Origin of the sequence: Candidatus Endomicrobiellum trichonymphae, from assembly GCF_002355835.1 — a bacterium.
Classification (GTDB): Bacteria; Elusimicrobiota; Endomicrobiia; order Endomicrobiales; family Endomicrobiaceae; genus Endomicrobiellum; species Endomicrobiellum trichonymphae.
Genome location: NZ_AP017459.1, coordinates 220545 through 242498 on the forward strand (window position 1 = coordinate 220545; position 21954 = coordinate 242498).

Consider the following 21954-nt stretch of genomic DNA (forward strand, 5'->3'; position numbering starts at 1 on the left):
CTTTACTTTAAAATTTAAAATTTGACATAAAATGAGGTAAATACCAAGAGTTTTAATATTCTTCGATGGAAAGAGGTAAATAAAAGCTTTTATTTACACAGTTTCTTTTTTGTTAAAAGGAAACAGGTTTTTATTTAAAAATCCAATATTTTGTATATGGGAGGCAAAATAGAAAGTCCAGAGCGGGCGTTGCGTAAATTGTTAAGACGTGATGCATTAAATAACAAACGACAGAGAGAATACGCTCTGCCGTAAGGAGATTGGTATGAAAAAATTGTTAAAACGACAGTATAGGGTATAAAAAAGAAAAATTTGCAACCATCTACTTGAAACGGCTTCTTTATACGGTAAAATTTTAAAAGAACTTGAAAACAATGGAGTTAGAATGGTCATAATAGAAGAGCCTGCTTTTGTTTTAGATTTAACAGACAAAGAAGCGGAAATTTTAATTAAAAATTACTAAAGATTTAAATATTATACAATGACTTGCCAGAAACAAAGCCGTAAAACGGTTTCTAGAAAAACACAATCCTAAAACAAGGAAAATACACGTATCTGTAGCAGGCAAAAGCCTGCACAGGATGAAGACCAAAAATAAGTTTAGCGGTTTTGATATCAATGATGTTTACGACTGGATGCGGATTAGTAAAGGCTGTAGGTGAAGAGATGAACGGCACACACGCACTTAAAAAAGAGTTTATGCTGGGGTACTGTACTTGCAAGGCAGACCAACTTGTCGGAGATCCCTTAAGATGCAGTGTAGCCTATAAAGATTGTATAAGAAAGCTTTTAAAGCAATACTCCAACGACCACAATTTTGAGTGGGACGTTGTAGAAAAAATGAATTGGGACGACTTAGTTTAAAGGAGAGACAAATGAAAAAAGTTTTAGCACTATGCATTATGTCAGTGTTTGTTTTAAGTTTTGTAAGCTGTAAAAAAGTAGCTAAAGTTTTGGACGCTAAAGCAGGGACAGAAGAAGTAAAAACCCCGCCACAGGCATAGGGTTGAGGATCGAATCGATCTTGACATTTTAGTGAATGTGTCTTATACTGTATGCCGTGTCTCACACGGCACACAACAGGTGTAAAGCGGGAGGAAACAAATGAAAATAAAAGCAGTGGTAGCAGTATTCTTATCTATATCGGTGTCCCTTTTTTCCTGTGGAAGGGGAAAAGTGTTGACACACACATCTATGATATCAAATCCGACACCTACGGCTGGAACAAACGTTGTATTAAAAGAAGAGGTTAAAGCAGTAGATCCTACATTGCCTACTATACCTTCCGAAGGAGACAATCTTCCATCAGAAGGAAATTATACAAGAGCAGACGGTGAGTTTCTGGGCAAAAGCAATTATTTGCTGTGGGGAGTGACTGTATGTTCTACAATTGTAGTGTTCCTGCTCATATACCACAGAAAAACTATAATGGATTTCCTTTGTTGCGCACGAGAATTAAGAGAAAAGGTTTCAACTGGATCTCCAAAAGATGAACCACCAGTTGAAACGACAAAAGCAGACGAAGAAAAGGAAGCGGGTTCCGAAGATGCTTCTAAAGTTAAGGATATAAAAAGTCCGTCGTCTGAGTCTGGTGAAGAGGAAGAGAAGCCGTGGGGAGGAATGACATTCATTAACCCAAAAAACAAACCAGATAAAAAATCACAGCCAGTAGAGGTGCCTAAACCAGAGGAAATGAAGGTACAGTTTGAGCTACCAAAAGTTAAGCTTAGAGCTGATTTGCGCAAGACAGAAATCCCAAAAGAGGTTTTTGAGAAAAAAAACGTTCCAGAACAACCTAAAAGGGATAATGAGGTTCCTGCAGACTAAAGTAGAGGGAAATACTGAAAAGGAAAAGGGTAGTTCCCTTGAGGAAGAGGATAGCGCGCGCGCTGGACAGTAAAAGAAGGCAAGCCGAAGAAGCAGAAGAGTTATCACGTCTGTTAATTGAGAGTGACAAGAATAAGGATAATCAGCCTGAAGTACCAGAGTCTCATCCATCTGTAGAAGCTATAGAGGTACCACTCGATGTTTTAAATGGTATTGAAGATTCGCTAGCGAAAGCAAAACTAAATGCGGGAAATAAATGAAATGGTTAGGATATGTTGTTTGCTGATTTTGATATTTGTTTTTTTGAGTACGTGTCAGGTCATAGAAAAGATAGACATTAAAGAGTCTGGAGCGGGTGGTTCGTATTGCTTGTAAAAAGACTGTAAAAGGAGTAAACAAATGGATATAATAACAGGTAGGACTATGGATGGGTATCCTTACCTATAATGCTGGTTTTAATACCGAATATATTCAGACTTATTACGAATAAGATCGTAAACGAACTGCCCGTATAGGGAATTGGGATGGACTTTGTCGCAAACTCCGAAAACATTAAAAATATAAGAAAATTTGGATTTCTGAAAAGTAAGCGGTTAATAGTAGGTGTTGCTTCAGGTCGCGATATATGGAAAACTAATTTTACCAAAGCGTCGAGTTTAATAACCGAGCTGTTTGAACTGACAGGTCAGGAAGAACCAACTATTCACCTCTTTATCATCTGTGTTTTATTGAACCCTGAAAAATTTATCTAAATGCTGATTTAACACAGCTTCTTTCTTTTGCTGATGAACAGTGTTGAAACAGATTATTAATGAAAAGCAGAATGTTCCTAAACAGGATTTTGAAGAGATAGGAGAAGTTTTTAAAAATGAAAAAGTACAAAAAGTAGTCGTCGTAGTAAAAAAAGATTCAATAGGAAGGAAAGAAAGTTTTGAGCAAAGATGTGTCCGTCAAAAAGAAACTCTTAAGCTCCCGCTCTTTCCTATTACCACTATAGGCAGTTAACCGCAGACCGCTGGAAATAAGGAAGTTCAGAGTTGCTTTCAAAGAAAATTCAATTTCAGAAGAATAGTATTAGGTTTAGACGTGCTATTTCACGGAGAGTTTGGAAGAAATGATATGGTTGAATATTTTGGTCAAAAACTTAAAGGGCTTGTTTTCACAAAAAAACGTATAGGCACAGCCTTACGGCAGCATATGCGTTAAACCTCCGATAATATATGGCGGTGTTTACCGTAAGCAGAAAATGACGATAAATGCAATAACTTATGCTCAGTCTCTGACACAGAAAACGGTTAAAGGTATGCTTACATGTCCTGTAACAATTTTGAATTGCTCATTTTTTAGAAAGGACATTTCCTTAAACTACTAAAAGACAGAGTACCGCTGGTGCTTATATAATTAGCCACTCTGCCGGACTAAACGCCTCACATATACTGAATTACACCGAAAATTTTAACTAATCTTTACTTTCGCTTACTTTATTTTAGAAGAAACCTTAAACTGGCTTTCATCATCTTTGAAATCATCGCTTAAATTGCTGACAGTGTCCACTATTTCTTCGCCGAACTTTTTAATGTTGCTTCTCGTCTCTCTTCCCGATTTGGGAGCATACAGTATTCCCAGAGTCGCTCCTATTAAACCGCCTAAAACAAAAGCCAAAAGCGTATCTCTATTATCGCTCATTTTATTCCCCATGCGTTCTGTTTTTTCTTTCACTGACACTTAAAAAAGCATAAAAAAGAAATGAAATCCCCTTAATAACCAAAGACGATAACTTTCTTCTCATTGATGCAACACCAGAAACTTTATTGACACCATCTAGTTCGCTGTTTATTTTCTTTATAAACCTTCTAAATTCTATCGCAGATTTCTTTATCCCAATCAGCATAAGTATTAGAAAAACTGTCACTGCCACTACGGAAAGAGTTATTAAAATAACTCCTATAATAATAAATACTAAACCTATAGAATTCATATTCGAGTATTTTAATAAAAACTCAAGGGTATGTCAATAAACTGAAAATGATACGAATAAAGACGGTTTGAATCTACAGGTGGAATATGAAATAAATGACATCTATTAACCTCAACGTTTCTCTGTTAATTAGAGAGAGTGTGTGTAGTGGAGGGAGTGTACATAGAATAGAGTTTTCTTTGAGTCCCCGAAATATCCAGCCCTTATTTCAAAGCGACGATTATTGCTAACTTTAGTATTGAACATAATGAGCTTGTACGTGAATTGAATAAATATTCTACGTTTCGTAAACTTGACGTCCAGACATTTATTAAGGATTTGCGTGATTATCTTAGTTATCATAGAAATTTAAAGATTAGGTGCTTTTATTGCGGTGAATACGGAAATATATTGGATAGACCGCATTATCATATCACTGTATATGGGCTTAGCGCTGGCTATAGCCCTAAAACTATATCTAGAATAACTAAAGATTATAACAAGTGGGGTTATTTTTGATAATATGAAGTCTTTGTCAATGGCTAAATATGATTATTATTTTTTGAAAAAGCAACAAGCTCAATGGAATTCTACAAATGAATTGCTCCAAAAAATTTGGAAATACGGTGAAGTTCGCAAACTTTGTGATTGTACGTCTAAAGGCTGTTTTAATTATGCTGCAAATATATGTTGAAGCAGGCGAGAATTAATTATCGTAAAACTTTGGTTGAAGCAAAAGGCAGAGTTGCAACAGCTAAAAAAGATAAGATTTTAATTATGTGTGATAAGAATGGCAGGCTCGCGCCTTTTAGGCAATATTCAAAAGCATTAGGATTAGGCTTTAATCGTGAGTTTCCTGCTTCTGTTGTCGCTTCTGCTGATGTTTTTACTAATGCGGCTACTGCTGGTTCTGTTGGTCTTGTTGATGGTTGGAGTACTAATTTTGCTAAGATTGGTATCTGTAGGATTGGTTTAAAAAAATCCAGATGTTAAGGGAAAAGAAGCCGTTGAGAAAGTCCGTTTTAATGAAGCTCTGGAGCGTAATGCCGAAATTGTACAAAAATTAAATGAGGATTTAATGCGTAAAAATAATTATGATATTAATGACTGATTTTTATTATATCGCTTGCCGTTAGTTGTTTTCTGTTTAGCTTACAGAGGGAACCCACTGACGGTAAGGGTTTGAGATGTATAAAAATGTAATAATTAAATAATTGGTACTGCAATAATGTTAATATATTGCATTAAATAAATAATTGTATTAAATATATATCAAGGGAGTTAAAATATTATGTTTAAGTTCTGCTTTAGTTTGTTCGTTTTGGTTTTGGTTTCTGGTTGTAATTCTAAGTCTATGTTAAAGCTTGCTGGTGCTGTTGAAAGCTTAAATAAAGATTTAGTTGAAGCCAATAAGGTTCTTGCTAAATCTAATGTTGACTTATCTAATTCCGTCACTAGGTCTACGAATGCCATTCAGAAACTTGTTGACGTTCAAGCGAAAGAGGCTGAAAGAAAAGCTAAAAAGGATGCTGAAAAAAAAGCTAAAGAGGAAGCTAAAAAAAATAGGAGTTGGTATGAAAAGTTGGTAGATTTAGATTAGGTTAAAGTAGTCAGGAAGTGAATGCGAAGCATAAGAGGAGCGAAGCTCCGTGCGTTGTTGCCGTTTCTTTTCTGCTTTTTCTTTTAGAAAAAATCCGAACTTTTACAACTGCTTAGTGATATATATAAAGTAGCATCGTCAAAAGAAAAGTCAGGAGTGCTTGCAAAAATAAGTGTAAAACAGAAAATAATATATTTTCTGCGATGTCTGATGTTTTGCAGAAGAATATAAAGAGAAATAATAGCGTCTATAAATACTGCTAAATGCGTTCTGAAACTGTTATTACAGTTTCTATAAAAAGACTGTGAAGTGTATTTGCGATGTTAATTTTTTTGCCATACATTAAAACTGAATTTTAGTTTATTGCAGAGGTTATATGAAACTTGGTATTATTGGACTTCCTAATGTAGGCAAGTCGACGCTGTTTAATGCCATAACAGAAGCGCGCTCAGAAACAGCAAACTATCCTTTTTGCACTATTGATCCGAATGTCGGGGTGGTTAATGTTCCGGATAAACGGCTAGATTTCCTTGAAAAACTTTACAATTCTAAGAAGAAAGTTCATGCAACTGCAGAATTTTTGGATATCGCGGGACTTGTAAAAGGCGCATCACAGGGTGAAGGACTGGGCAACCAGTTTTTGTCGCATATAAGAGAAACTGCCGCCGTTATTCATACAGTGAGATGTTTTGAAAGCAAGGACATTACTCATGTCATGGGGGGCGTCGACCCTTTTAGAGATATAGAAATTATAGATACGGAACTCATCTTGGCTGATATAGAATCCGTTTCAAAAAGACTTGAAAAACTTGAAAAAACTGTCAGATTAAACGATAAAAAGATACTTGCTGAAAGAGAACTCGCAATAAAAGTCAAAGCTCATCTTGATGTGGGAAATCCTGCAAGAACCCTCAAACTTTCAGACAATGAAAAAATAATAGTAAAAGACTTTTTCTTAATAACTGCAAAACCTGTTTTATACGTCTGCAACGTTGCGGAAAGTGATTTGCCCGTAATGGAAAATAAATACATAAAAATTGTGAAAGAAAAATCAGAAAAAGAAAATGCGCTGGTAATACCTGTATGCGCAAAAATTGAAGCAGAACTCTCCGAACTTTCCGAAGATGACCAGAAAACTTTTCTAAAAGATTTAGGACTGGGATATCCCGGACTTAACCGTCTAATAAGAGCAGGATACGATTTGCTCGGACTTGCAACGTTTCTTACTGCGGGGGAAGATGAGGTAAAAGCGTGGACTATAAAAAAAGGAATTCCGGCTCCTCAAGCTGCCGGTGCAATACATTCTGATTTTGAAAGAGGCTTTATACGCGCTAAAGTTATGAGTTTTGATGACCTACTCAGGCTTGGTAGCGAAAAAGCCGTAAAAGAAGCGGGATTGTTGAGAAGTGAAGGAAAAGAATATTTAGTTAAAGATGGCGACATAATAGAATTCCGCTTTAATGTATAACTGAATTCAGAATATACAAAATGATTGTACGGTTTTAGAGATCTTACAGATATTTGTCTTTTTGAAGAAGTGCTGCATATAAAATTTTGAAAAGACGGCTCTCTTTTAAATCCGGTACAAAATTAAATAATTTTTATCAGGGGAAATACAGAATTATGCTTAGTGTATATGTCTGCCGCTGTTGCTGTCAAAATAAACGTTTGGTATCCGCTTTAAAGTGTAAACAATCACAATTTATCTAGCTGTTGTGATGTAATAATATGATTGGGAGTTTAACGTTAGATTACTGTCATTTTAAAAAAAATTGAAGTTTTTTGTGAATCCGGGGGACAAAGAAAGATAAAATGCTGGAAATTTCGGGAACAAAGCGTTCTCGATATGACAAAATAATGACCATGCTGTTCTGTAAAAGAATTGTCTCATCAATTATTGCGATAAAATTCAAGTTTCTAGTGTTGTGCCCGCACTATAATACTTTTTTAATTTTGGTTGTCTTGTATATGCATAGCAGTTTGACTAGTGGATAATAAATTTGTAAAACTTTAAAAGGAAGATATAAGATAGATTAGGATGTGGACGGTGAAAAAACTAACAATAGTACTGCTCGGATTACTTGTTATGTAATGGTGTTCTAACTATAAAGAGTTCGCGGACGGATTGGTTTTAGGTAAAGCTTGTGGTTAGTTATACGTCATGTGCAAAAGAAATCCGATTTACCCCTATGTAGAGAACGGCAGAGATTATAGAAAAAGCACTTAAAGCAGAATAATGCACAACATGCTAAACAACTCTTATCAATTAATACAAAGTGTACTATAATGAAAATAAAACTATATTTGAAAATCCGGTAAAATTTTGGTAAGATCATATTCTTGTCTCAGACTTAAAGACCACACAAAAAGCTTATAAAAGACTTAGAGTTGCCGTATGTCGTTAAAACTCTGTATGGATATGATATTTAAAATTTCAGAACAAAAACTTCTTTTTATATCTTTTGACTAAGCAAGAACTTTGGTGAAGAATGGGTTGGGAATGAGAAACGAAAATTTGACGTTAAAGTTAAAGTAAATTATGACATCTCGTTGTTGGCTAAAAAACTCATAGTAAATGATAATAAATATCTAATTAAAATATAGGAGTAAAGATGAAGAAATTTTTTTCAGCGTTGGCGGTAACGTTTTTTATAGTAGGGGTGGGGAGTATTTTTGCGGAACCTAAAAAAGTGGATCAAACTTTGGCTATAGTAAACGGCAAGCCTATCTTTGAATCGGAAGTAAACAAAGTTTTCAATAATTTAAAATCTGATATGCTTGCATCGGAGCAGTGGTCAGAACAAAAGATAAATGAGTTAAAAAACAGGATTTTAGAGAGACAAATTGATTCCATCCTTTTGAAAAATGAAATAAAAAAACAAAAAATTTTAGTTTCAAGAAAAGAAGTTTTAGAATACATTAAAGAACTGAAAAAGAATCATGCAATTGATGAAGAACTCAGTAAACAAAATCTTACGTACAAAGACTTAGAAAAAAGTGTTAGCGAAATTATTAGATTTATGAAACTTATTGATAAGATATTGGATGTCAATGTAGAAAAGATTACGGAAGCTGAAATTAAAAGTTTTTACGATAAGGTTATTATAAAAATGAAAGGAGGAAATCCGGGACTTTCACATGATAAGGACTGTTTAGCTGCAAGTGTTGCCGACGATCTGAAAAAAATGTTCAGCGAAAATGTGAGAATTAAACAAATATTTATTAAAAATCCTAAAGGTACACAGGATGCTGAAACACAAGTAGTACAATCGAAAGTTGAAACTGTAAAAAAAGAACTTCAAGTAAAATCTTTTGCAGAGGTTGCGAGAAAATATTCCGAAGATCTTATTTCTAAGTCAAGAAATGGTGATTTGGGAATAGTTGTTGTGAAAGGCGATTTGCCTCTGGTTTTAGAAAAGGCTGTTTTTTCTATGAAAGTTGGTGATTACACAAAAGAGCCTATAAAAACAGATATAGGATATTATTTCATAAAACTTGAAGAAAAACTCCCAAACAGAAAAATAGTTTTTGACGGTAAGGTCAAAGATTATATAAATAGCAGATTATTGCAATTCAATAATGAGCAAGCTTGTATCCGTTACATAAGCACTTTGAGGACAAAAGCGAATATTAAAATAAACAAAGTCTGGTAAAATAATAATGACTAAACCCCGATTGGCGATTACTTTAGGCGATCCTGCGGGCGTAGGCTGTGAAATAGTCTGCAGGGCTGTAAGTTCTTCAGCGGTAAAAAGAGTTTGTAATCCCGTTATATTTGGCGATAAACAAAGTCTGAAGAGAAGCCTGCTTAAATATCTTAAAAATAGAATGCCTTTTGAGTTTGTAGAATCTTCAAATATTGGAGATTCTGTAAAAATGGGAGCTCCATCAAAAAAAGCAGGGATAATTGCGGCATCTGCAATTTATAAAGCCGTAAAATATTGTGCGAATGGTAAAGCTCTGGCGCTTGTCACAGCTCCGGTTTCAAAAGAATCGTTAAAAATGTCGGGGATAAAATATCCGGGACACACAGAATTGCTTGCCTCTCTTACCAACAGTAAAAAAGTTGCGATGATGATGACTTGCGGCAATATACACGGTGTTATGGTTACAAGACATATTCCCGTTTCAAAAATCTCTGAAAATATAAAAACAAAAACTATAGTTGAAGCCGTAAATTTGAGTGTAAATTTCTTAAGAAAAGCAGGCAAAAAAAACATAAAAGTTGTCTTATGCGGTTTGAATCCGCATGCCGGTGATAATTCAATTTTAGGCTTTGAAGAAAAAAAGTTTATATTGCCAGCGTACAAAATAATAAAAAAATCAGGAATTGACATAACAAAACCTCTGTCCGCAGATTCCGCTTGGCTGAAAACAAAAAATGGACAGTACGATTTAATATGCGCTATGTACCACGATCAGATAATGATAGCTCTGAAATGTATAAACGCTGCAAAAATAGTGAATGTCACTATAGGACTTCCTTTTGTGAGGACGTCTCCCGGTCACGGAACGGCGTTTAATATTGCAGGCAAAAATGAAGCAGATGCAAGCGCAATGATAGAGGCAGTATTATATGCTGCACGGTGGGGAAAGAAAAGTCGTATGCAAAGTTAAATGCTGAACATAATTGGCGGCATAACACTGCTTCAAAAGATAATGATAAAGAGTTATTGCATTTTTTATTTATTCAGTAAGACTTTTTATTCGAAATAATGCGGTTTCTTAAATACAGGCAGGAATCTGCAAAAATCATAATAAAATTAAAAATATACAGAAAAATAACGCTGTCGTAATTGTAGAATATTTTGTGAATTATACAAAACATATAACCGGACAAAGCAATCAGTAAAAACCACAAACTTTTGCCATCATTACTTTTCGACTTATACGACTTATATATTGAAAACGGATATAAAGTGCCCAAAAAAAATCATCATTAAAGCTTCAAAAATACTCATTTTATTGCCCATCTGTTTAAAGGTAAAAAGAAAGCCTTTAAATCTTATTATAGAAAAATATCTGCCGCCGATTGACGCAACAAATCATATATTATCATTTGTTTTTAATATCTTTTAACAGTTTTTCAACTGTAATTTCTAGACTAGCCATATCGTTTGAATAGTTGATAAAATTAATGTCAGCCATATCTGCCGTCTTTTTCAGCTGCTGGCCATGCCCTTTGGTTTGAGATTCTTTTTCTTCAAGTTCAGTAAATTTTTCAAAAGTCTGTGGGTCCCCGTATCTTTTTCTATTCCGCATTCTTTCAAAACGTATATTTTGTGGGGCCGTGATGTTTACTAAAATAAAATCTTTTCTTTCTCTTAGTTTTTCAACTTCGCCGGTATGTCTTATGGAAGTTATACAGAATCTGCCACCTAAATCAATTTTTTCTAGAGCCTTTTTTGCAAGAATTTCGTTCCCGTTTTCTTCTCTTAATTCAGTTCCAAACACTGCCAGATTTTCTCTAGTAAGCTTAATGCCTTTTTCTTTCATTATTCCCCTTAAAATCTCTGACAGCGAATAATGTTTATAGCCGTGCTTTTTAGAAATATACTCTGCAATTGTGTCTTTACCCGAGCAACAAGCTCCCGTCAAACCTATGATCATTTCTCCTCCTGCACTTACTATAACTTGGATAAATTTTTCCGGGTTTACCCACGCTTTTTTGGATTGATATTATCGGCATAGTTTTTTTCAAATTTTATGCCCGATGGACTCTCTATGTGCAATTCTAAAGCTGTCGTATGGCGAAAAAGAATAATCAATCATAATATTGCAGTATTTTAGACAAATCTCGCATTAAATTCCGAAAAAATACTGAATTGATTCCTTGTCCGTTGTATTCCCGTGCGCCTCGTAACTAAAATTTCATTGTTTATACCACTCACATATTGCCACGCCTACGGCGGGAAATATTTTATTATTGTAAGGAAACAACATCACTTCCACTGAAATCAAGAAAGAATCAAGCAAGTATCTTGAAGCGCCTAATTTAAAGTTGAGCGACTGCAAATCCTTTTTTTTACTTTTCACTCCAAAATTCTGTATAATAAAATCAAACAATATAACATCGTTTTCAATGTAATATATAAATCCCATATCTGCCGCAAGCACCTGTAGCAGTGAATTTGCAATTTTTGAATAAATATATTTCAGATTTAATCCATAATTAAACTTGACTTTTTAGTCCATTAAATCTGTAATATACGCCATAATACAAAAAATCGCCGAAGCGCAATTTAAAAAAACTGATGAGGGATTCCAGCAAGTAATACCTGTGCGATGCTCCGCAATAGAAGTGATGTCATTTCTTTTACCTAATTCTTTTGCCTCATCGCCGCTCAATTCAAGAAAACTAACACCAGTAGCCAGTAGTGATTCCAGTCAAATTATTTGAAAATTCGGTACACGGAATTGAAAGAGATGAGGAAAAATAGCTGTAATAATAAATAGGTATTTCTCATTTTTTACTACAGAATGTATCAAACCCAGCTTTAACTATACATTTTTTGCCAGACTTTTTATGCGCAGCGGACTATGGGCCGTCCTGCAGAAAAAATAATGCAAAATTTCCACATTTTAAGACAATGTCAAAATCCGATTTATTATTGAAAAAAGATATGTCTTTTGATTCGTCGTAATTTTTATAAACTTCCTTTACAGTTTGACAAACTTTTCCAACCTATTATATCATGCCCATTGCACATCTCTGCGTATCTCACAAGTTTTCATTCTGATAATTCTTTAGACTTTGGCTTTGAGGTTTCAACAACCGCATACATACTGCCGTTTATTTCATACCTTTGTTCTTTTGACGAGCAGTAGATGTTTGACTTTATAAAACGCAAAGCATCTTCGATATATGAGTAAAGACCAATATTTTTTAAGTTACCTGTTATCGTAGATATAAATTGTACAAAATAATGGAAATTTTTTGACAAGAAAAAACGACATGTTGTCTTTTGTTTTGGTACTAGTCCGGCGTTAATTGTGTGTAAAACTCGTTATTTTTATCTGCTGACGGAGCCCGTAAGATTCCTTGACAGCGGCAGAATAGAAGTTGAATAATATACGGCTAAAATAAAAACGGAAAAACTCCGGAAGCTTATATCGAGTTTCACAGGATATCCGGTTCAGCTCAAAAATTCCGCTGATAATATGGAAGATATAATAATTTCATATCCCGCCCCGGTACAGCGGAAAAAGAAATTAAGACAGTTATTGACGACGCAGATTTTTATCTTGCCGCTTTATGTTATAATGTCGGTGGATATGGAAGACATAGTCATACCTCAAAGATATAAATCGATAATTGATAAAATTTCTATTACCGCGGTAGAAAACAGTTTTGATGTTTATATTGTCGGCGGTTTTGTAAGAGATTTATTTATCAAAAGAGAACCTAAAGATTTAGATATTATGGTCTGCGGTAGAGGAAGCAATTTATCCATGCAGTCAGCCGGAATAAATTTTTCTAAAATTCTGGCAAAAAAATACAAGCTTGACAAACCTGTTATTTTTGAAAGGTTTGGAACGTCCAAACTGTTTATGGACAGCGAAGAAGTGGAATTCGTAATGCCAAGAAGAGAATATTATAATGCGAATTCCAGAAATCCGGATACGCAGATAGCCTCTGTAGAACAGGACGCTTTAAGACGGGACTTTACAATAAATGCTTTGTTTTTGAGACTCAACGATATGAAAATTCTGGATTTTACTTCACAAGGCGTCGTCGACATCAAAAACAAGATCATAAGAGTAACCGATCCCTCAAATATCGAAATAATATTTAAACAGGATCCTTTAAGAATTTTGCGTGCTGTGCGCCAGAGTGTGCAGCTTGATTTTAAGATTGAAACTGAAACTTATAATGCGATGAAAATTTCGTCGCCTAGCATTGAAATTGTTTCGCCCGAACGCATAAGAGACGAAATAAACAAAATTTTAATAGAAAAGATCCCGTCAAAAGCGTTTAAGATAATGGATGAAATCAATCTTTCAGTTAAAATCCTGCCTGAAGTTGCGAGGTTAAAGAATTTAGAGCAGCTTGAAAAATATCATACTGATGACGTATTTGTGCATACTCTTAAAGTTTTAGACAGAACAAAAAACGATATCATTTTAAGAATGGCGGCTTTACTGCACGATACGGGAAAATATGCAACGTGTAAAAAGAATGGTGGCAGAATTTGTTTTTACGGGCATGACGCTGAAAGCGCTAAAGAAGCCGAAGCTGTTTTAAAGAGACTTAAATACTCAAAAGAATTTATACAAAAAACCGTATCGGTTATAAAAAATCACATGTACCCTAAAATGTATTCGGACGACTGGACAGACGGCGCAGTGCGCAGATTTGTCAAAAGATGCAGTGGCGAACTTGATTTAATAATGGAAATTTCAAGAGCAGATTATGGTAAAGACAGCAACGACGTAAAACTTGTTAAACTCAAAAAAAGAATTGAAGATTTAAAATTAAAAAATATGCTGTATCCAAAACCGGAATTACTGACGGGAAGAGAAATGATGAGCATATTTAATAGACTTTCGGGTAAATGGATACGGAAAGCAAAGAGTAAGATAGAGGAAATGCGGTTTGAAAATCCCGGGATTACAAAAGAAGAAGCGATAGAAATAATAAGAGAAATGTTTAGAAAATAGCGCATTATTACTTAGTCCTTTAGTGGTTTTAGAGCAATCCTGAAGAAAGATTCTTTTACGGCATTATCTGTCATTTAGAAAAGCCAAGCTTAGATCATTAAAGGCTGCAGGTTTTTGAACAAAAGAAAAAGAGAATGGATGTTTCGAGGACAAAGTTTCCTTAATATGAGAAAAGAATGGTCTTTTCGTCACAAAAAAATTGTTTCAGAATAATATATTGTACCGGTTGATCATGACAGAAAAAGGTTTTTTCGCTGTATTGAAATAATGTTCGCAAACTTGATTGCGTTTCCAGTCAATGACATAGGGGAGACTTTTCCTCCACATTAAAAGAAAACTGCTTGTAAAAAATACTGCTATATCTATTTTTTGAAGTACTACAATAAAGAATGAACGTTATGGGATTTTTAACTTTTGAAAAAGAAGAGAAGTTAGAGATTGTGGAAAAGAAGGGATGGGATTTAGCAAAAATCCTGTACGTCTTAGGATGTGGGAGGGGAATGATTAACAGTTGTGTTCGAGAGCTGGAGGGAAGAACCGACGACGAGCTGGTTCAGGCACTTAAAGATGTAGTCGCAACAATTCAAAAGGCGCAGGACTTCTTAAGAGCCAACAAAATGGATGATTAAGTGAACGAACAGAATTGTTTTAAATATAATTTAAGATTTTGTACAAATCTTTACAAATACACAATGTTGAATCAAAGTCGTCTATAAGCAAATCCAAATAATTGTAATTCAACTGTACATGATTCATGATTATCGTAAATTGGGGTCATAAACTAAAACTGTTTCTTTAGGTAGGCTCTTTCTTAACTAGTGATCTAACAAGAATATTGCCAAAACCAAAAACAACTCATTCAGTAATTCAGCGATGACTATACATAAAATTCAGTAAATTCAGAGAAAAGTGGAGCGCTCTTGACATTTTTTAGCATTTTATGTATACTCTTAAAATAGTTTGTTGAAAAGTCCTAATAAGTCCTGAAATTTTTTTAAAAATGTTGTTTTTAGGGTAATCGAGGAGTTATTTTTACGCATAAATAATAGGGTGTTTGGCTGTGTGGGGGAATAAATGTTAAAAGAAGGTGAATTGAGAATTCCATCGGGATGCGCTATAAGCGGCATTATAGACAAAGAAGGCAAGAGATTTAATGGGGATGAGATAATTAAATCTATCGCCTTAATGCACGATCGTTCGAACGGATTAGGCGGCGGTTTTGCTGCTTATGGCATTTATCCGCAGTATAAAGATTTTTATGCGCTTCACATATTTTATGACAATTTAAGCATTAAAATGCAGACGGAAAATTTTATTTCAAAATATTTTGACATTGAAAGCGCGGGAAACATTCCTACAAAATCTGTACTGGGCGTTAGAAACAAACCGCTGATATGGCGCTACTTTGTCCATCCTAGAAACTATATGGTAAAAGATGGTTTTGTTGACGAAGCTGAATTTACATCAAGATATGTAATAAAGATAAATAAAGAATACAAAGGCGCGTACGTTTTTTCGAGTGGAAAAAATATGGGAACGTTTAAAGGCGTCGGATATCCTGAAGATATCGGCAAATTTTTTATGCTTGACACTTATGAAGGCTATATGTGGATGGCGCACGGAAGATTCCCAACTAATACCCCCGGCTGGTGGGGAGGAGCGCATCCTTTTACTATGCTTGACTGGTCGGTAATACACAACGGCGAAATATCTTCTTACGATGCCAACAGAAGATTTGTAGAAATGTACGGATATAAATGTACTCTCCAGACTGACACCGAAGTAATAACATATCTGTTTGACATGCTTGTGAGAAAACATAATATTCCGATGGAAAAAGCAATAAAAGTTGTTGCGGCTCCTTTTTGGGAAGATATTGAAAGAGAAAATAAAGAAGTTCAAAATGAATTAAAAAGTATAAGATCTGTTTATGCGAGTGCTCTGATTAATGGACCCTTTTCAATAATTTTAGGATTTGAAAAGGGAATGATAGTCTTAAATGACAGAATTAAGCTTCGCTCTTTGGTTGCCGCAGAGAAGGGCAGCAGAACTTATGTTGCCAGTGAAGAAAGTGCGATAAGAATAATATGCGATAATCCGCATAAAATTTGGTCGCCGCAAGGTGGAGAGCCGGTTATTGCTTTATTGAAAGGGGAGCAAAAATGAGTTTGGATTTTAACAGTCCCGCATTTGAAGTAATAAGAGACGAAAAGAAATGCATTCAGTGTCAGGTGTGTGCGCGTCAATGTTCCAATAAAGTACATTTATATGATGAAGAAGATAACGTTGTCCGCGCTGATGATATAAAATGCGTCAACTGCCACAGATGTGTTGTTCTTTGTCCTACAAAGGCTTTGGTGATAAAAAAGTATCCTCTTGAGTTTAAGGAAAACGCAAACTGGACAGACGCTGCATTAAAGGAAATTTATAAACAATCTCAGACAGGCGGTGTTTTACTTTCAAGTATGGGCAATCCAAAGTCTTTTCCGATTTATTGGGATAGAATGTTGCTTAATGCAAGTCAGGTCACAAATCCGTCGATAGATCCTTTGCGCGAACCTATGGAAACAAAAGTTATGATAGGCAGAAAGCCTGAGAAACTTGAATTTGATGCTAAAGGTAAACTTGTAACAAATGTCCCTCCGCAGATTGAGTTGAGTATTCCCATTATGTTTTCTGCAATGAGTTACGGTTCAATTTCGAGAAACGCCCATGAATCTCTTGCCAGAGCTGCGACAGAACTCGGAATTTGTTATAACACCGGTGAGGGCGGTTTGAACAGAGATTTTTATAAGTATGGGAAGAATACGATTGTTCAGGTAGCTTCGGGAAGATTCGGCGTTCATAAGGAGTATTTAAACGCCGGAGCTGCAATTGAAATTAAAATAGGGCAGGGAGCAAAACCGGGTATCGGAGGACATTTGCCGGGCAAAAAAGTCGGCGAAGATGTTTCCGCTACGAGAATGATACCGGTAGGCTCCGATGCTATTTCTCCAGCGCCTCATCACGATATTTATTCAATAGAAGATTTGAGACAGCTTATATTTTCGTTAAAAGAAGTTACAGCTTATAAAAAACCTGTTTTTGTAAAAATTGCTGCGGTTCATAATTCGGCTGCTATAGCTTCAGGCATAGTAAGAGCTGGAGCGGATGCCATTGTGATTGATGGTTTTCGCGGTGGAACCGGTGCAGCTCCTACAAGAGTGAGAGATAATGTTGGTATTCCGATTGAACTTGCTTTGGCGGCAATAGATCAAAGGCTGAGAGAAGAGGAAATAAGAAATGAAGTTTCTCTTATTATTGCGGGGAGTATCAGAAACAGTGCCGACGTAGTGAAAGCTGTTGCTTTAGGCGCGGATGCCGTTTATATAGGTTCGGCTGCTGTTATAGCTTTGGGTTGTCATTTATGCCGTTCTTGTTCTACTGGAAAATGCAACTGGGGAATAGCTACGCAAGAGCCTGAACTTGTAAAGAGGCTCAATCCGGATATTATGTATAAAAGACTTGTAAATTTGGCGTCTGCATGGAATCATGAAATTCAGGAACTGCTTGGCGGAATGGGGATCAATGCTATTGACAGCTTAAGAGGCAATAGACTTATGCTTAGGGGCATAGATTTGAATGAAAAAGAGTTAGAGATACTCGGCATAAAATATGCAGGCGAGTAAAGTAAATCATTTCGACTGTTGTTATTATATTTACTTACTTATGTGCCGGATTTGTGCTCATCGTCAGACTGTAATTTTGCAGGTGTCGTCTTGAATACAAATACTTTACGCTTGAAAAGTTAAGAGGAGTGTATGAAAAAAATTTATGCGTTTGAACGCGAATGTTTAGGATGCAGACTATGCGAGGTTTACTGCAAAACGGCTCACTCGAAATCCAAAGACATAATAAAAGCTCACAAACAGGAAAATATAACTTCTGCAATAATTATTGAAGAAATTTTACAGCCGAAAGCCGTTTCGTATTTTGCGTTGCAGTGTCGTCACTGTGCAAGTCCCAAATGCGTGAAAGCCTGTATATCAGGAGCGATGTATAGAGACGAAAAGGGAATTGTGCATAATGATAAGAAAAGATGCGTCAGCTGTATGTCGTGCGTTTTAGTTTGTCCCTTTGGTGCAGTTAAAAAAAGTAATGATGGAAAAGCCGTTTCAAAGTGCGATTTATGTGTGGATTACGGTAATGGTAAATCGCTTTGCGTTGAAAACTGTCCTAATAACGCTATAAAGCTTCTCAATGAAGATGAAGCGGAGGTGTTGAAATGAAATACTTAATAATAGGAAACAGCGCTGCGGGGGTAAATGCTGCAGACGGCATAAGGGCAAATGACAAGAAAGGCAGCATAACGATAATTTCAAATGAAGAATTCGGCGCTTACGGAAGACCTCTGATATCTTATTATTTAAGCGGAAAAGTAAGATCCGAAAGTATGTACTACCGAAGTGAAGATTTCTATAAGTCTAGGAATATAGAAGTGTTGCTGAATACCGAAGCTGAAGAAATAGATGTAAAAAAGAAAGAAGTTCTCACAGCTGGAGGTAAAAAACTCAGTTACGATAAACTTCTTATTGCAACTGGCAGCAGTCCGTTTATTCCGCTGGTTAAAAATTTGGATTTGAGTAAACAAGAAAATGTTTTTACTTTTCTGACCTACAAAGACAGCATAAAACTCAAAAAGCAAATAATAGGAAAATCAAAAGTGGTTATCGCTGGTGCAGGTCTTATAGGATTGAAAGCAGCCGAAGGTTTGTTTGGGCAGGTCTCAAGCATAACGGTTATAGATTTGGCGGATAGGGTTATGGCATCTGTTTTAGATAAGACATCCGCTGACATTATACAAGGACATATAGAGCAGAATGATATTGATTTCAAATTTCAAACGAGCATTTGTGAGGTTCATGGTGGCGAGCGTAATGTAAACAAAGTTGTTCTTTCAAACGGAGAGACTCTTGATTGTGACATTTTGATAATAGCTGTAGGCGTTCGTCCTAATATAAATCTTGCAAAAAAAGCGGGAATAAAGACGGCAAAAGGAATAATTGTCGATGAATATATGCGGACTTCTGTGAAAGATATTTATGCAGCGGGCGATTGTGTTGAATCTGTGGATATGCTTTCAAATGAAAGCAAAATTCTCGCTTTGTGGACTAACGCTTCAAGTCAGGGAGAAACTGCGGGTTTTAATATGACTGGAACAGAAATAAAAGCTCCAGCGGCTTTCGCAATGAACGCAATTTCGTTTTTCGGACTTCAGCTTATTTCAGCCGGCGTCATAGGAACTTCAAAGTCGAACGAGATTGTTACGGATTCAGCAGAAAATAAACTCCGCAGATTAAATATTTCAAACGATAAATTGGTAGGATTTGTTCTTATTAATTATAATCAGAGAGCCGGAATTTATACAGCTCTTATAAGTGACAGAACAAAACTTTCAACTCTTGAATACGATATAACATCAAAAGATATTGGTCTTGACGTATATCCGAAAGAAGAAAGAACAAAAAAAATATGGAATCATAAAGGAGGATGTTAATCTGGTCTGTATGTGAAAAGCGGGATATTGTTTATATATCAGATTGACGTAAGCTATGAAGACTATAAATGCTTTGAATGTATATTATCGTGATTTAAATGCTTCAATAGATGAAACGGTTAAAGTTGATAAAAGTATTACTTTAAGAAATGTTTTCGGACAGAGATATATAGGAAGGGGATTGCCTGAAAAAGTTAAATTAAAAATTTACGGCACTCCCGGGAATGATATGGCTGCATATATGGATGGAGCCGAACTTGAAATATTCGGGAACGGGCAAGATGCCGTAGGAAATACTATGAATTACGGAAGAATAATAGTTCACGGAAGTTGCGGTGATACTTTAGGATATGCCATGAGAGGCGGGGAAATTTACATTGAAGGAAATGTCGGTTATCGGGTTGGCATCCATATGAAAGAGTATAAGGAAATGAAACCGATTATTGTGGCGGGCGGTAAAGCGGGCGAATTTTTAGGCGAATATATGGCGGGAGGTGCAATTATTCTGCTTGGTTTAAATCTTTCAAAGGATGAATATATAACGGGAAAATTCTGCGGAACCGGTATGCATGGCGGAGTTATTTATTTAAACGGAAGCGGGGGTAAGTGTAAATTCGGGAAAGAAGCTGTAAAAGTAGATATCAACGGCGAAGATATTTTATTTCTTAAAAAACATATTAGTTTTTATGCAAAAACTTTTAAAAAGGATTTAAGCCGGTTAAAGCTAGAATCGTTTTCAAAGTATGCAGCGATCAATAAAAATCCTTATTCAAATATGTACTGCACTTATTAGCTGTCGGCTGTATTTAGAGCAAGTTCCACTGCCTTTAGCATTAGCATTTTTTTAGATTCAACCACTACGGACAAAAGTCTGCGGTGGTTGATTTGCAAATGTACGTTTTATATGCATAGTAAAAAAGAAAAATTTACAAGGATAAATAAAAAAAGTAGAAATTGTCAGTGATCTTGTTATTTTGTAAAATCATATCAGAAATTGAGTTGATTTTTTTCAGCAAATTGTAAAGGAATAAAAAATGGAACAAACAAAGAAAATTTTAGGCAAAAAATATAAAAAAGCCTGTCTTGAACTTTCAAACGGGGTAAAGCTTAAAGGCAATGCAATTGGTGCTGATGTAATTGTCAGCGGCGAGATGGTTTTTAATACGGGAATGCTCGGCTATAGCGAAGCTATGACAGATCCGTCATATTTGGGACAGATACTTGTTTTTAGTTTTTGTCTCATTGGCAATTATGGAATTCCCGATCTTAAAATCGGGGATTTTTTTATGTCTAAAGGGCATGAGAGTTCCTCAATAAAAACGCAGGGAATTATAGTTTCGGATATATACGACGGCTGCCATCACCATGACGGCGGAGTTTCTCTTGAGGACTGGATGAAAAGTCAGGGAGTGCCCGGAATTTCTGGTATCGATACAAGATACTTAGTGCAGATGATAAGAGAAAGCAGAAATCTTTCTGGAAGAATTATTCCTGAAGGTGCAAAGCTGCAAGATAAAAATAAGTTTGAATTTTTGAAAAATTTTAGAGACGATGAGTATGTGGATCCGTCAAAATATAATTTAATGCCGTCTGTGTCAACAAAAGAAAAAGTGATAATGAATAAGGCTTCAAAGAAAGTCGCTGTTGTTGACTGCGGTGCAAAATGGAATATTATGAGAATGCTTGTAGGAAGAAATTGTGGGGTAGAGCTTTTACCATGGGACAGTGATTTTTCTAAAGTAAAATGTGATGGCTGGATTATAAGTAACGGTCCAGGAGATCCAAAAAATACAGGCGATTTAGTTGAGAGAATAAAAAAAGATGTTTTAAGTTCAGATAAGCCCATTTTAGGGATATGTCTGGGACATCAGCTTTTATCGCTTGCGTCGGGAGCAAAAACAAAAAGACTTAATCACGGGCATAGAAGCCATAATCAGCCGGTCTTTTCGTTTCCTGAAAAAAATGCATATATGTCTAGCCAAAACCATAGGTATGCTGTTGAGAAAAATTCAATACAGCCGGGCTGGATGTTGTGGTTTGAAAATGCAAATGACGGTTCCGTAGAAGGATTGAAACATGAGACTAAACCGTTTATGTCAGTGCAGTTTCATCCGGAAGCATCAAGCGGTCCGAACGATACAAGCTGGATAATGGATAAATTCGTAGGTTTGCTGTAGTTGTTAATTGTATAGAAATAATATATTGAAAAATGTCGTTGGTTGTAATGCCGTTTAGTTCGTTAGAACTTAAATAAATATCAACAGAAAAATAAGGAACAATTTTGTAAGATGATAGATTCAGTTCTTTTTCATATCTCGTTGTTGGCTAAAAAACTCATAGTAAATGATAATAAATATCTAATTAAAATATAGG

Annotated in this window: 26 protein-coding genes and 1 pseudogene; 22 read left to right on the plus strand and 5 right to left on the minus strand. The window is 35.6% G+C overall.

From position 1 onward, the window contains the following. Positions 1-310: 310 nt before the first annotated feature. The 8 genes and pseudogenes from RSTT_RS07040 to RSTT_RS07220 all read left to right on the plus strand — a co-directional run. Positions 311-463 carry a hypothetical protein gene (locus tag RSTT_RS07040; protein WP_149030061.1) on the plus strand — a complete coding sequence of 51 codons (153 nt, stop codon included), beginning with the start codon at positions 311-313 and terminating at the stop codon, positions 461-463. A gap of 203 nt (positions 464-666) precedes the next feature. After that, positions 667-864 (plus strand): hypothetical protein, encoded by a 198-nt coding sequence (locus RSTT_RS01100; RefSeq protein ID WP_231941957.1) that lies wholly within the window; start codon positions 667-669, stop codon positions 862-864. An 11-nt stretch (positions 865-875) separates the two neighbouring features. Next, positions 876-1004: a hypothetical protein gene (locus RSTT_RS06735; protein ID WP_269457764.1), complete on the plus strand. Its 129-nt coding sequence runs from the start codon at positions 876-878 to the stop codon at positions 1002-1004. 100 nt (positions 1005-1104) lie between these two features. Next, the gene (locus RSTT_RS01105; protein WP_096525367.1) at positions 1105-1827 is read left to right on the plus strand and encodes a hypothetical protein; all 723 of its coding nucleotides are present in this window, start codon (positions 1105-1107) and stop codon (positions 1825-1827) included. Positions 1828-1865: 38 nt separating this feature from the next. Then, complete coding sequence (locus tag RSTT_RS01110; RefSeq protein WP_096525368.1) at positions 1866-2087, plus strand: hypothetical protein; 222 nt, start codon at positions 1866-1868, stop codon at positions 2085-2087. Between the two features lie 264 nt (positions 2088-2351). Next, a complete protein-coding gene (locus tag RSTT_RS07045) occupies positions 2352-2579 on the plus strand; it encodes a hypothetical protein (RefSeq protein WP_096525369.1) in 228 nt (75 codons plus the stop codon). A 40-nt stretch (positions 2580-2619) separates the two neighbouring features. Then, the gene (locus tag RSTT_RS06380; RefSeq protein WP_197702013.1) at positions 2620-2832 is read left to right on the plus strand and encodes a hypothetical protein; all 213 of its coding nucleotides are present in this window, start codon (positions 2620-2622) and stop codon (positions 2830-2832) included. A 69-nt stretch (positions 2833-2901) separates the two neighbouring features. Then, positions 2902-3187, plus strand: a pseudogene (locus tag RSTT_RS07220) (5-methyltetrahydropteroyltriglutamate--homocysteine S-methyltransferase); the annotation flags it as partial. A 116-nt stretch (positions 3188-3303) separates the two neighbouring features. On the opposite strand, the gene RSTT_RS01125 reads toward RSTT_RS07220, so the two are convergent. Together RSTT_RS01125 and RSTT_RS01130 are read right to left on the minus strand one after the other, a co-directional pair. Further along, a complete protein-coding gene (locus RSTT_RS01125) occupies positions 3304-3513 on the minus strand; it encodes a YtxH domain-containing protein (protein WP_015423161.1) in 210 nt (69 codons plus the stop codon). 1 nt (position 3514) lies between these two features. Further along, a complete protein-coding gene (locus RSTT_RS01130) occupies positions 3515-3805 on the minus strand; it encodes a DUF948 domain-containing protein (protein ID WP_095558677.1) in 291 nt (96 codons plus the stop codon). A gap of 264 nt (positions 3806-4069) precedes the next feature. On the opposite strand from RSTT_RS01130, the gene RSTT_RS07225 reads away from it, so the two are divergent. The 6 genes from RSTT_RS07225 to pdxA all read left to right on the plus strand — a co-directional run bounded on the left by RSTT_RS07225 (position 4070) and on the right by pdxA (position 10001). Beyond that, positions 4070-4303 (plus strand): rolling circle replication-associated protein, encoded by a 234-nt coding sequence (locus tag RSTT_RS07225; RefSeq protein ID WP_442861936.1) that lies wholly within the window; start codon positions 4070-4072, stop codon positions 4301-4303. Between the two features lie 168 nt (positions 4304-4471). Beyond that, entirely contained in the window at positions 4472-4777 is a 306-nt protein-coding gene (locus tag RSTT_RS01135) for a hypothetical protein (protein ID WP_096525370.1), read from the plus strand. 298 nt (positions 4778-5075) lie between these two features. Further along, on the plus strand, positions 5076-5384 hold the full coding sequence (locus RSTT_RS01140) for a hypothetical protein (RefSeq protein ID WP_096525371.1): 309 nt from the start codon (positions 5076-5078) through the stop codon (positions 5382-5384). A gap of 376 nt (positions 5385-5760) precedes the next feature. Then, entirely contained in the window at positions 5761-6852 is a 1092-nt protein-coding gene (ychF, locus tag RSTT_RS01145) for a redox-regulated ATPase YchF (RefSeq protein ID WP_015423164.1), read from the plus strand. 1144 nt (positions 6853-7996) lie between these two features. Further along, positions 7997-9037: a peptidylprolyl isomerase gene (locus tag RSTT_RS01150; protein ID WP_096525372.1), complete on the plus strand. Its 1041-nt coding sequence runs from the start codon at positions 7997-7999 to the stop codon at positions 9035-9037. 7 nt (positions 9038-9044) lie between these two features. Next, positions 9045-10001, plus strand: coding sequence for a 4-hydroxythreonine-4-phosphate dehydrogenase PdxA (pdxA, locus tag RSTT_RS01155; protein ID WP_096525373.1), 957 nt, complete (start codon positions 9045-9047; stop codon positions 9999-10001). 73 nt (positions 10002-10074) lie between these two features. On the opposite strand, the gene RSTT_RS06915 is transcribed toward pdxA, so the two are convergent. From RSTT_RS06915 to RSTT_RS01170, 3 genes are all read right to left on the minus strand, one after another. Next, complete coding sequence (locus RSTT_RS06915) at positions 10075-10311, minus strand: PQ-loop domain-containing transporter (protein ID WP_197702015.1); 237 nt, start codon at positions 10309-10311, stop codon at positions 10075-10077. A 128-nt stretch (positions 10312-10439) separates the two neighbouring features. After that, entirely contained in the window at positions 10440-10994 is a 555-nt protein-coding gene (locus tag RSTT_RS01165; protein ID WP_096525374.1) for an AAA family ATPase, read from the minus strand. Between the two features lie 261 nt (positions 10995-11255). After that, positions 11256-11486, minus strand: a complete 231-nt coding sequence (locus RSTT_RS01170) for a hypothetical protein (protein ID WP_096525375.1) — start codon at positions 11484-11486, stop codon at positions 11256-11258. Between the two features lie 1059 nt (positions 11487-12545). Here RSTT_RS01170 and RSTT_RS01175 point away from each other — a divergent pair. The 8 genes from RSTT_RS01175 to carA all read left to right on the plus strand — a co-directional run bounded on the left by RSTT_RS01175 (position 12546) and on the right by carA (position 21758). Further along, the gene (locus tag RSTT_RS01175) at positions 12546-14045 is read left to right on the plus strand and encodes a CCA tRNA nucleotidyltransferase (RefSeq protein WP_096525376.1); all 1500 of its coding nucleotides are present in this window, start codon (positions 12546-12548) and stop codon (positions 14043-14045) included. 389 nt (positions 14046-14434) lie between these two features. Further along, entirely contained in the window at positions 14435-14674 is a 240-nt protein-coding gene (locus RSTT_RS01180) for a hypothetical protein (protein WP_149029999.1), read from the plus strand. 445 nt (positions 14675-15119) lie between these two features. Further along, complete coding sequence (locus RSTT_RS01185; RefSeq protein ID WP_096525378.1) at positions 15120-16211, plus strand: class II glutamine amidotransferase; 1092 nt, start codon at positions 15120-15122, stop codon at positions 16209-16211. Continuing rightward, complete coding sequence (locus tag RSTT_RS01190; RefSeq protein ID WP_096525379.1) at positions 16208-17713, plus strand: glutamate synthase-related protein; 1506 nt, start codon at positions 16208-16210, stop codon at positions 17711-17713. Before RSTT_RS01185 ends, RSTT_RS01190 begins: the two co-directional genes overlap by 4 nt. 132 nt (positions 17714-17845) lie before the next feature. Then, positions 17846-18313 (plus strand): 4Fe-4S dicluster domain-containing protein, encoded by a 468-nt coding sequence (locus RSTT_RS01195; RefSeq protein ID WP_096525380.1) that lies wholly within the window; start codon positions 17846-17848, stop codon positions 18311-18313. After that, complete coding sequence (locus RSTT_RS01200; protein WP_096525381.1) at positions 18310-19581, plus strand: NAD(P)/FAD-dependent oxidoreductase; 1272 nt, start codon at positions 18310-18312, stop codon at positions 19579-19581. Before RSTT_RS01195 ends, RSTT_RS01200 begins: the two co-directional genes overlap by 4 nt. 55 nt (positions 19582-19636) lie before the next feature. Next, positions 19637-20374, plus strand: a complete 738-nt coding sequence (locus tag RSTT_RS01205; RefSeq protein WP_015423174.1) for a GltB/FmdC/FwdC-like GXGXG domain-containing protein — start codon at positions 19637-19639, stop codon at positions 20372-20374. Positions 20375-20615: 241 nt separating this feature from the next. Further along, positions 20616-21758, plus strand: a complete 1143-nt coding sequence (carA, locus tag RSTT_RS01210) for a glutamine-hydrolyzing carbamoyl-phosphate synthase small subunit (RefSeq protein ID WP_096525382.1) — start codon at positions 20616-20618, stop codon at positions 21756-21758. The last annotated feature ends 196 nt before the right edge of the window (positions 21759-21954 follow it).

Coding starts and splice junctions, on each gene's coding strand:
- RSTT_RS01100 (WP_231941957.1), top strand. CDS start 667: ATGAACGGCACACACGCACTTAAAAAAGAGTTTATGCTGGGGTACTGT.
- RSTT_RS06735 (WP_269457764.1), top strand. CDS start 876: ATGAAAAAAGTTTTAGCACTATGCATTATGTCAGTGTTTGTTTTAAGT.
- RSTT_RS01105 (WP_096525367.1), top strand. CDS start 1,105: ATGAAAATAAAAGCAGTGGTAGCAGTATTCTTATCTATATCGGTGTCC.
- RSTT_RS07045 (WP_096525369.1), top strand. CDS start 2,352: ATGGACTTTGTCGCAAACTCCGAAAACATTAAAAATATAAGAAAATTT.
- RSTT_RS01125 (WP_015423161.1), bottom strand. CDS start 3,513: ATGAGCGATAATAGAGATACGCTTTTGGCTTTTGTTTTAGGCGGTTTA.
- RSTT_RS01130 (WP_095558677.1), bottom strand. CDS start 3,805: ATGAATTCTATAGGTTTAGTATTTATTATTATAGGAGTTATTTTAATA.
- RSTT_RS01135 (WP_096525370.1), top strand. CDS start 4,472: ATGTTGAAGCAGGCGAGAATTAATTATCGTAAAACTTTGGTTGAAGCA.
- RSTT_RS01140 (WP_096525371.1), top strand. CDS start 5,076: ATGTTTAAGTTCTGCTTTAGTTTGTTCGTTTTGGTTTTGGTTTCTGGT.
- ychF (WP_015423164.1), top strand. CDS start 5,761: ATGAAACTTGGTATTATTGGACTTCCTAATGTAGGCAAGTCGACGCTG.
- RSTT_RS01150 (WP_096525372.1), top strand. CDS start 7,997: ATGAAGAAATTTTTTTCAGCGTTGGCGGTAACGTTTTTTATAGTAGGG.
- pdxA (WP_096525373.1), top strand. CDS start 9,045: ATGACTAAACCCCGATTGGCGATTACTTTAGGCGATCCTGCGGGCGTA.
- RSTT_RS01165 (WP_096525374.1), bottom strand. CDS start 10,994: ATGATCATAGGTTTGACGGGAGCTTGTTGCTCGGGTAAAGACACAATT.
- RSTT_RS01170 (WP_096525375.1), bottom strand. CDS start 11,486: ATGGGATTTATATATTACATTGAAAACGATGTTATATTGTTTGATTTT.
- RSTT_RS01175 (WP_096525376.1), top strand. CDS start 12,546: ATGGAAGATATAATAATTTCATATCCCGCCCCGGTACAGCGGAAAAAG.
- RSTT_RS01180 (WP_149029999.1), top strand. CDS start 14,435: ATGAACGTTATGGGATTTTTAACTTTTGAAAAAGAAGAGAAGTTAGAG.
- RSTT_RS01185 (WP_096525378.1), top strand. CDS start 15,120: ATGTTAAAAGAAGGTGAATTGAGAATTCCATCGGGATGCGCTATAAGC.
- RSTT_RS01190 (WP_096525379.1), top strand. CDS start 16,208: ATGAGTTTGGATTTTAACAGTCCCGCATTTGAAGTAATAAGAGACGAA.
- RSTT_RS01195 (WP_096525380.1), top strand. CDS start 17,846: ATGAAAAAAATTTATGCGTTTGAACGCGAATGTTTAGGATGCAGACTA.
- RSTT_RS01200 (WP_096525381.1), top strand. CDS start 18,310: ATGAAATACTTAATAATAGGAAACAGCGCTGCGGGGGTAAATGCTGCA.
- RSTT_RS01205 (WP_015423174.1), top strand. CDS start 19,637: ATGAAGACTATAAATGCTTTGAATGTATATTATCGTGATTTAAATGCT.
- carA (WP_096525382.1), top strand. CDS start 20,616: ATGGAACAAACAAAGAAAATTTTAGGCAAAAAATATAAAAAAGCCTGT.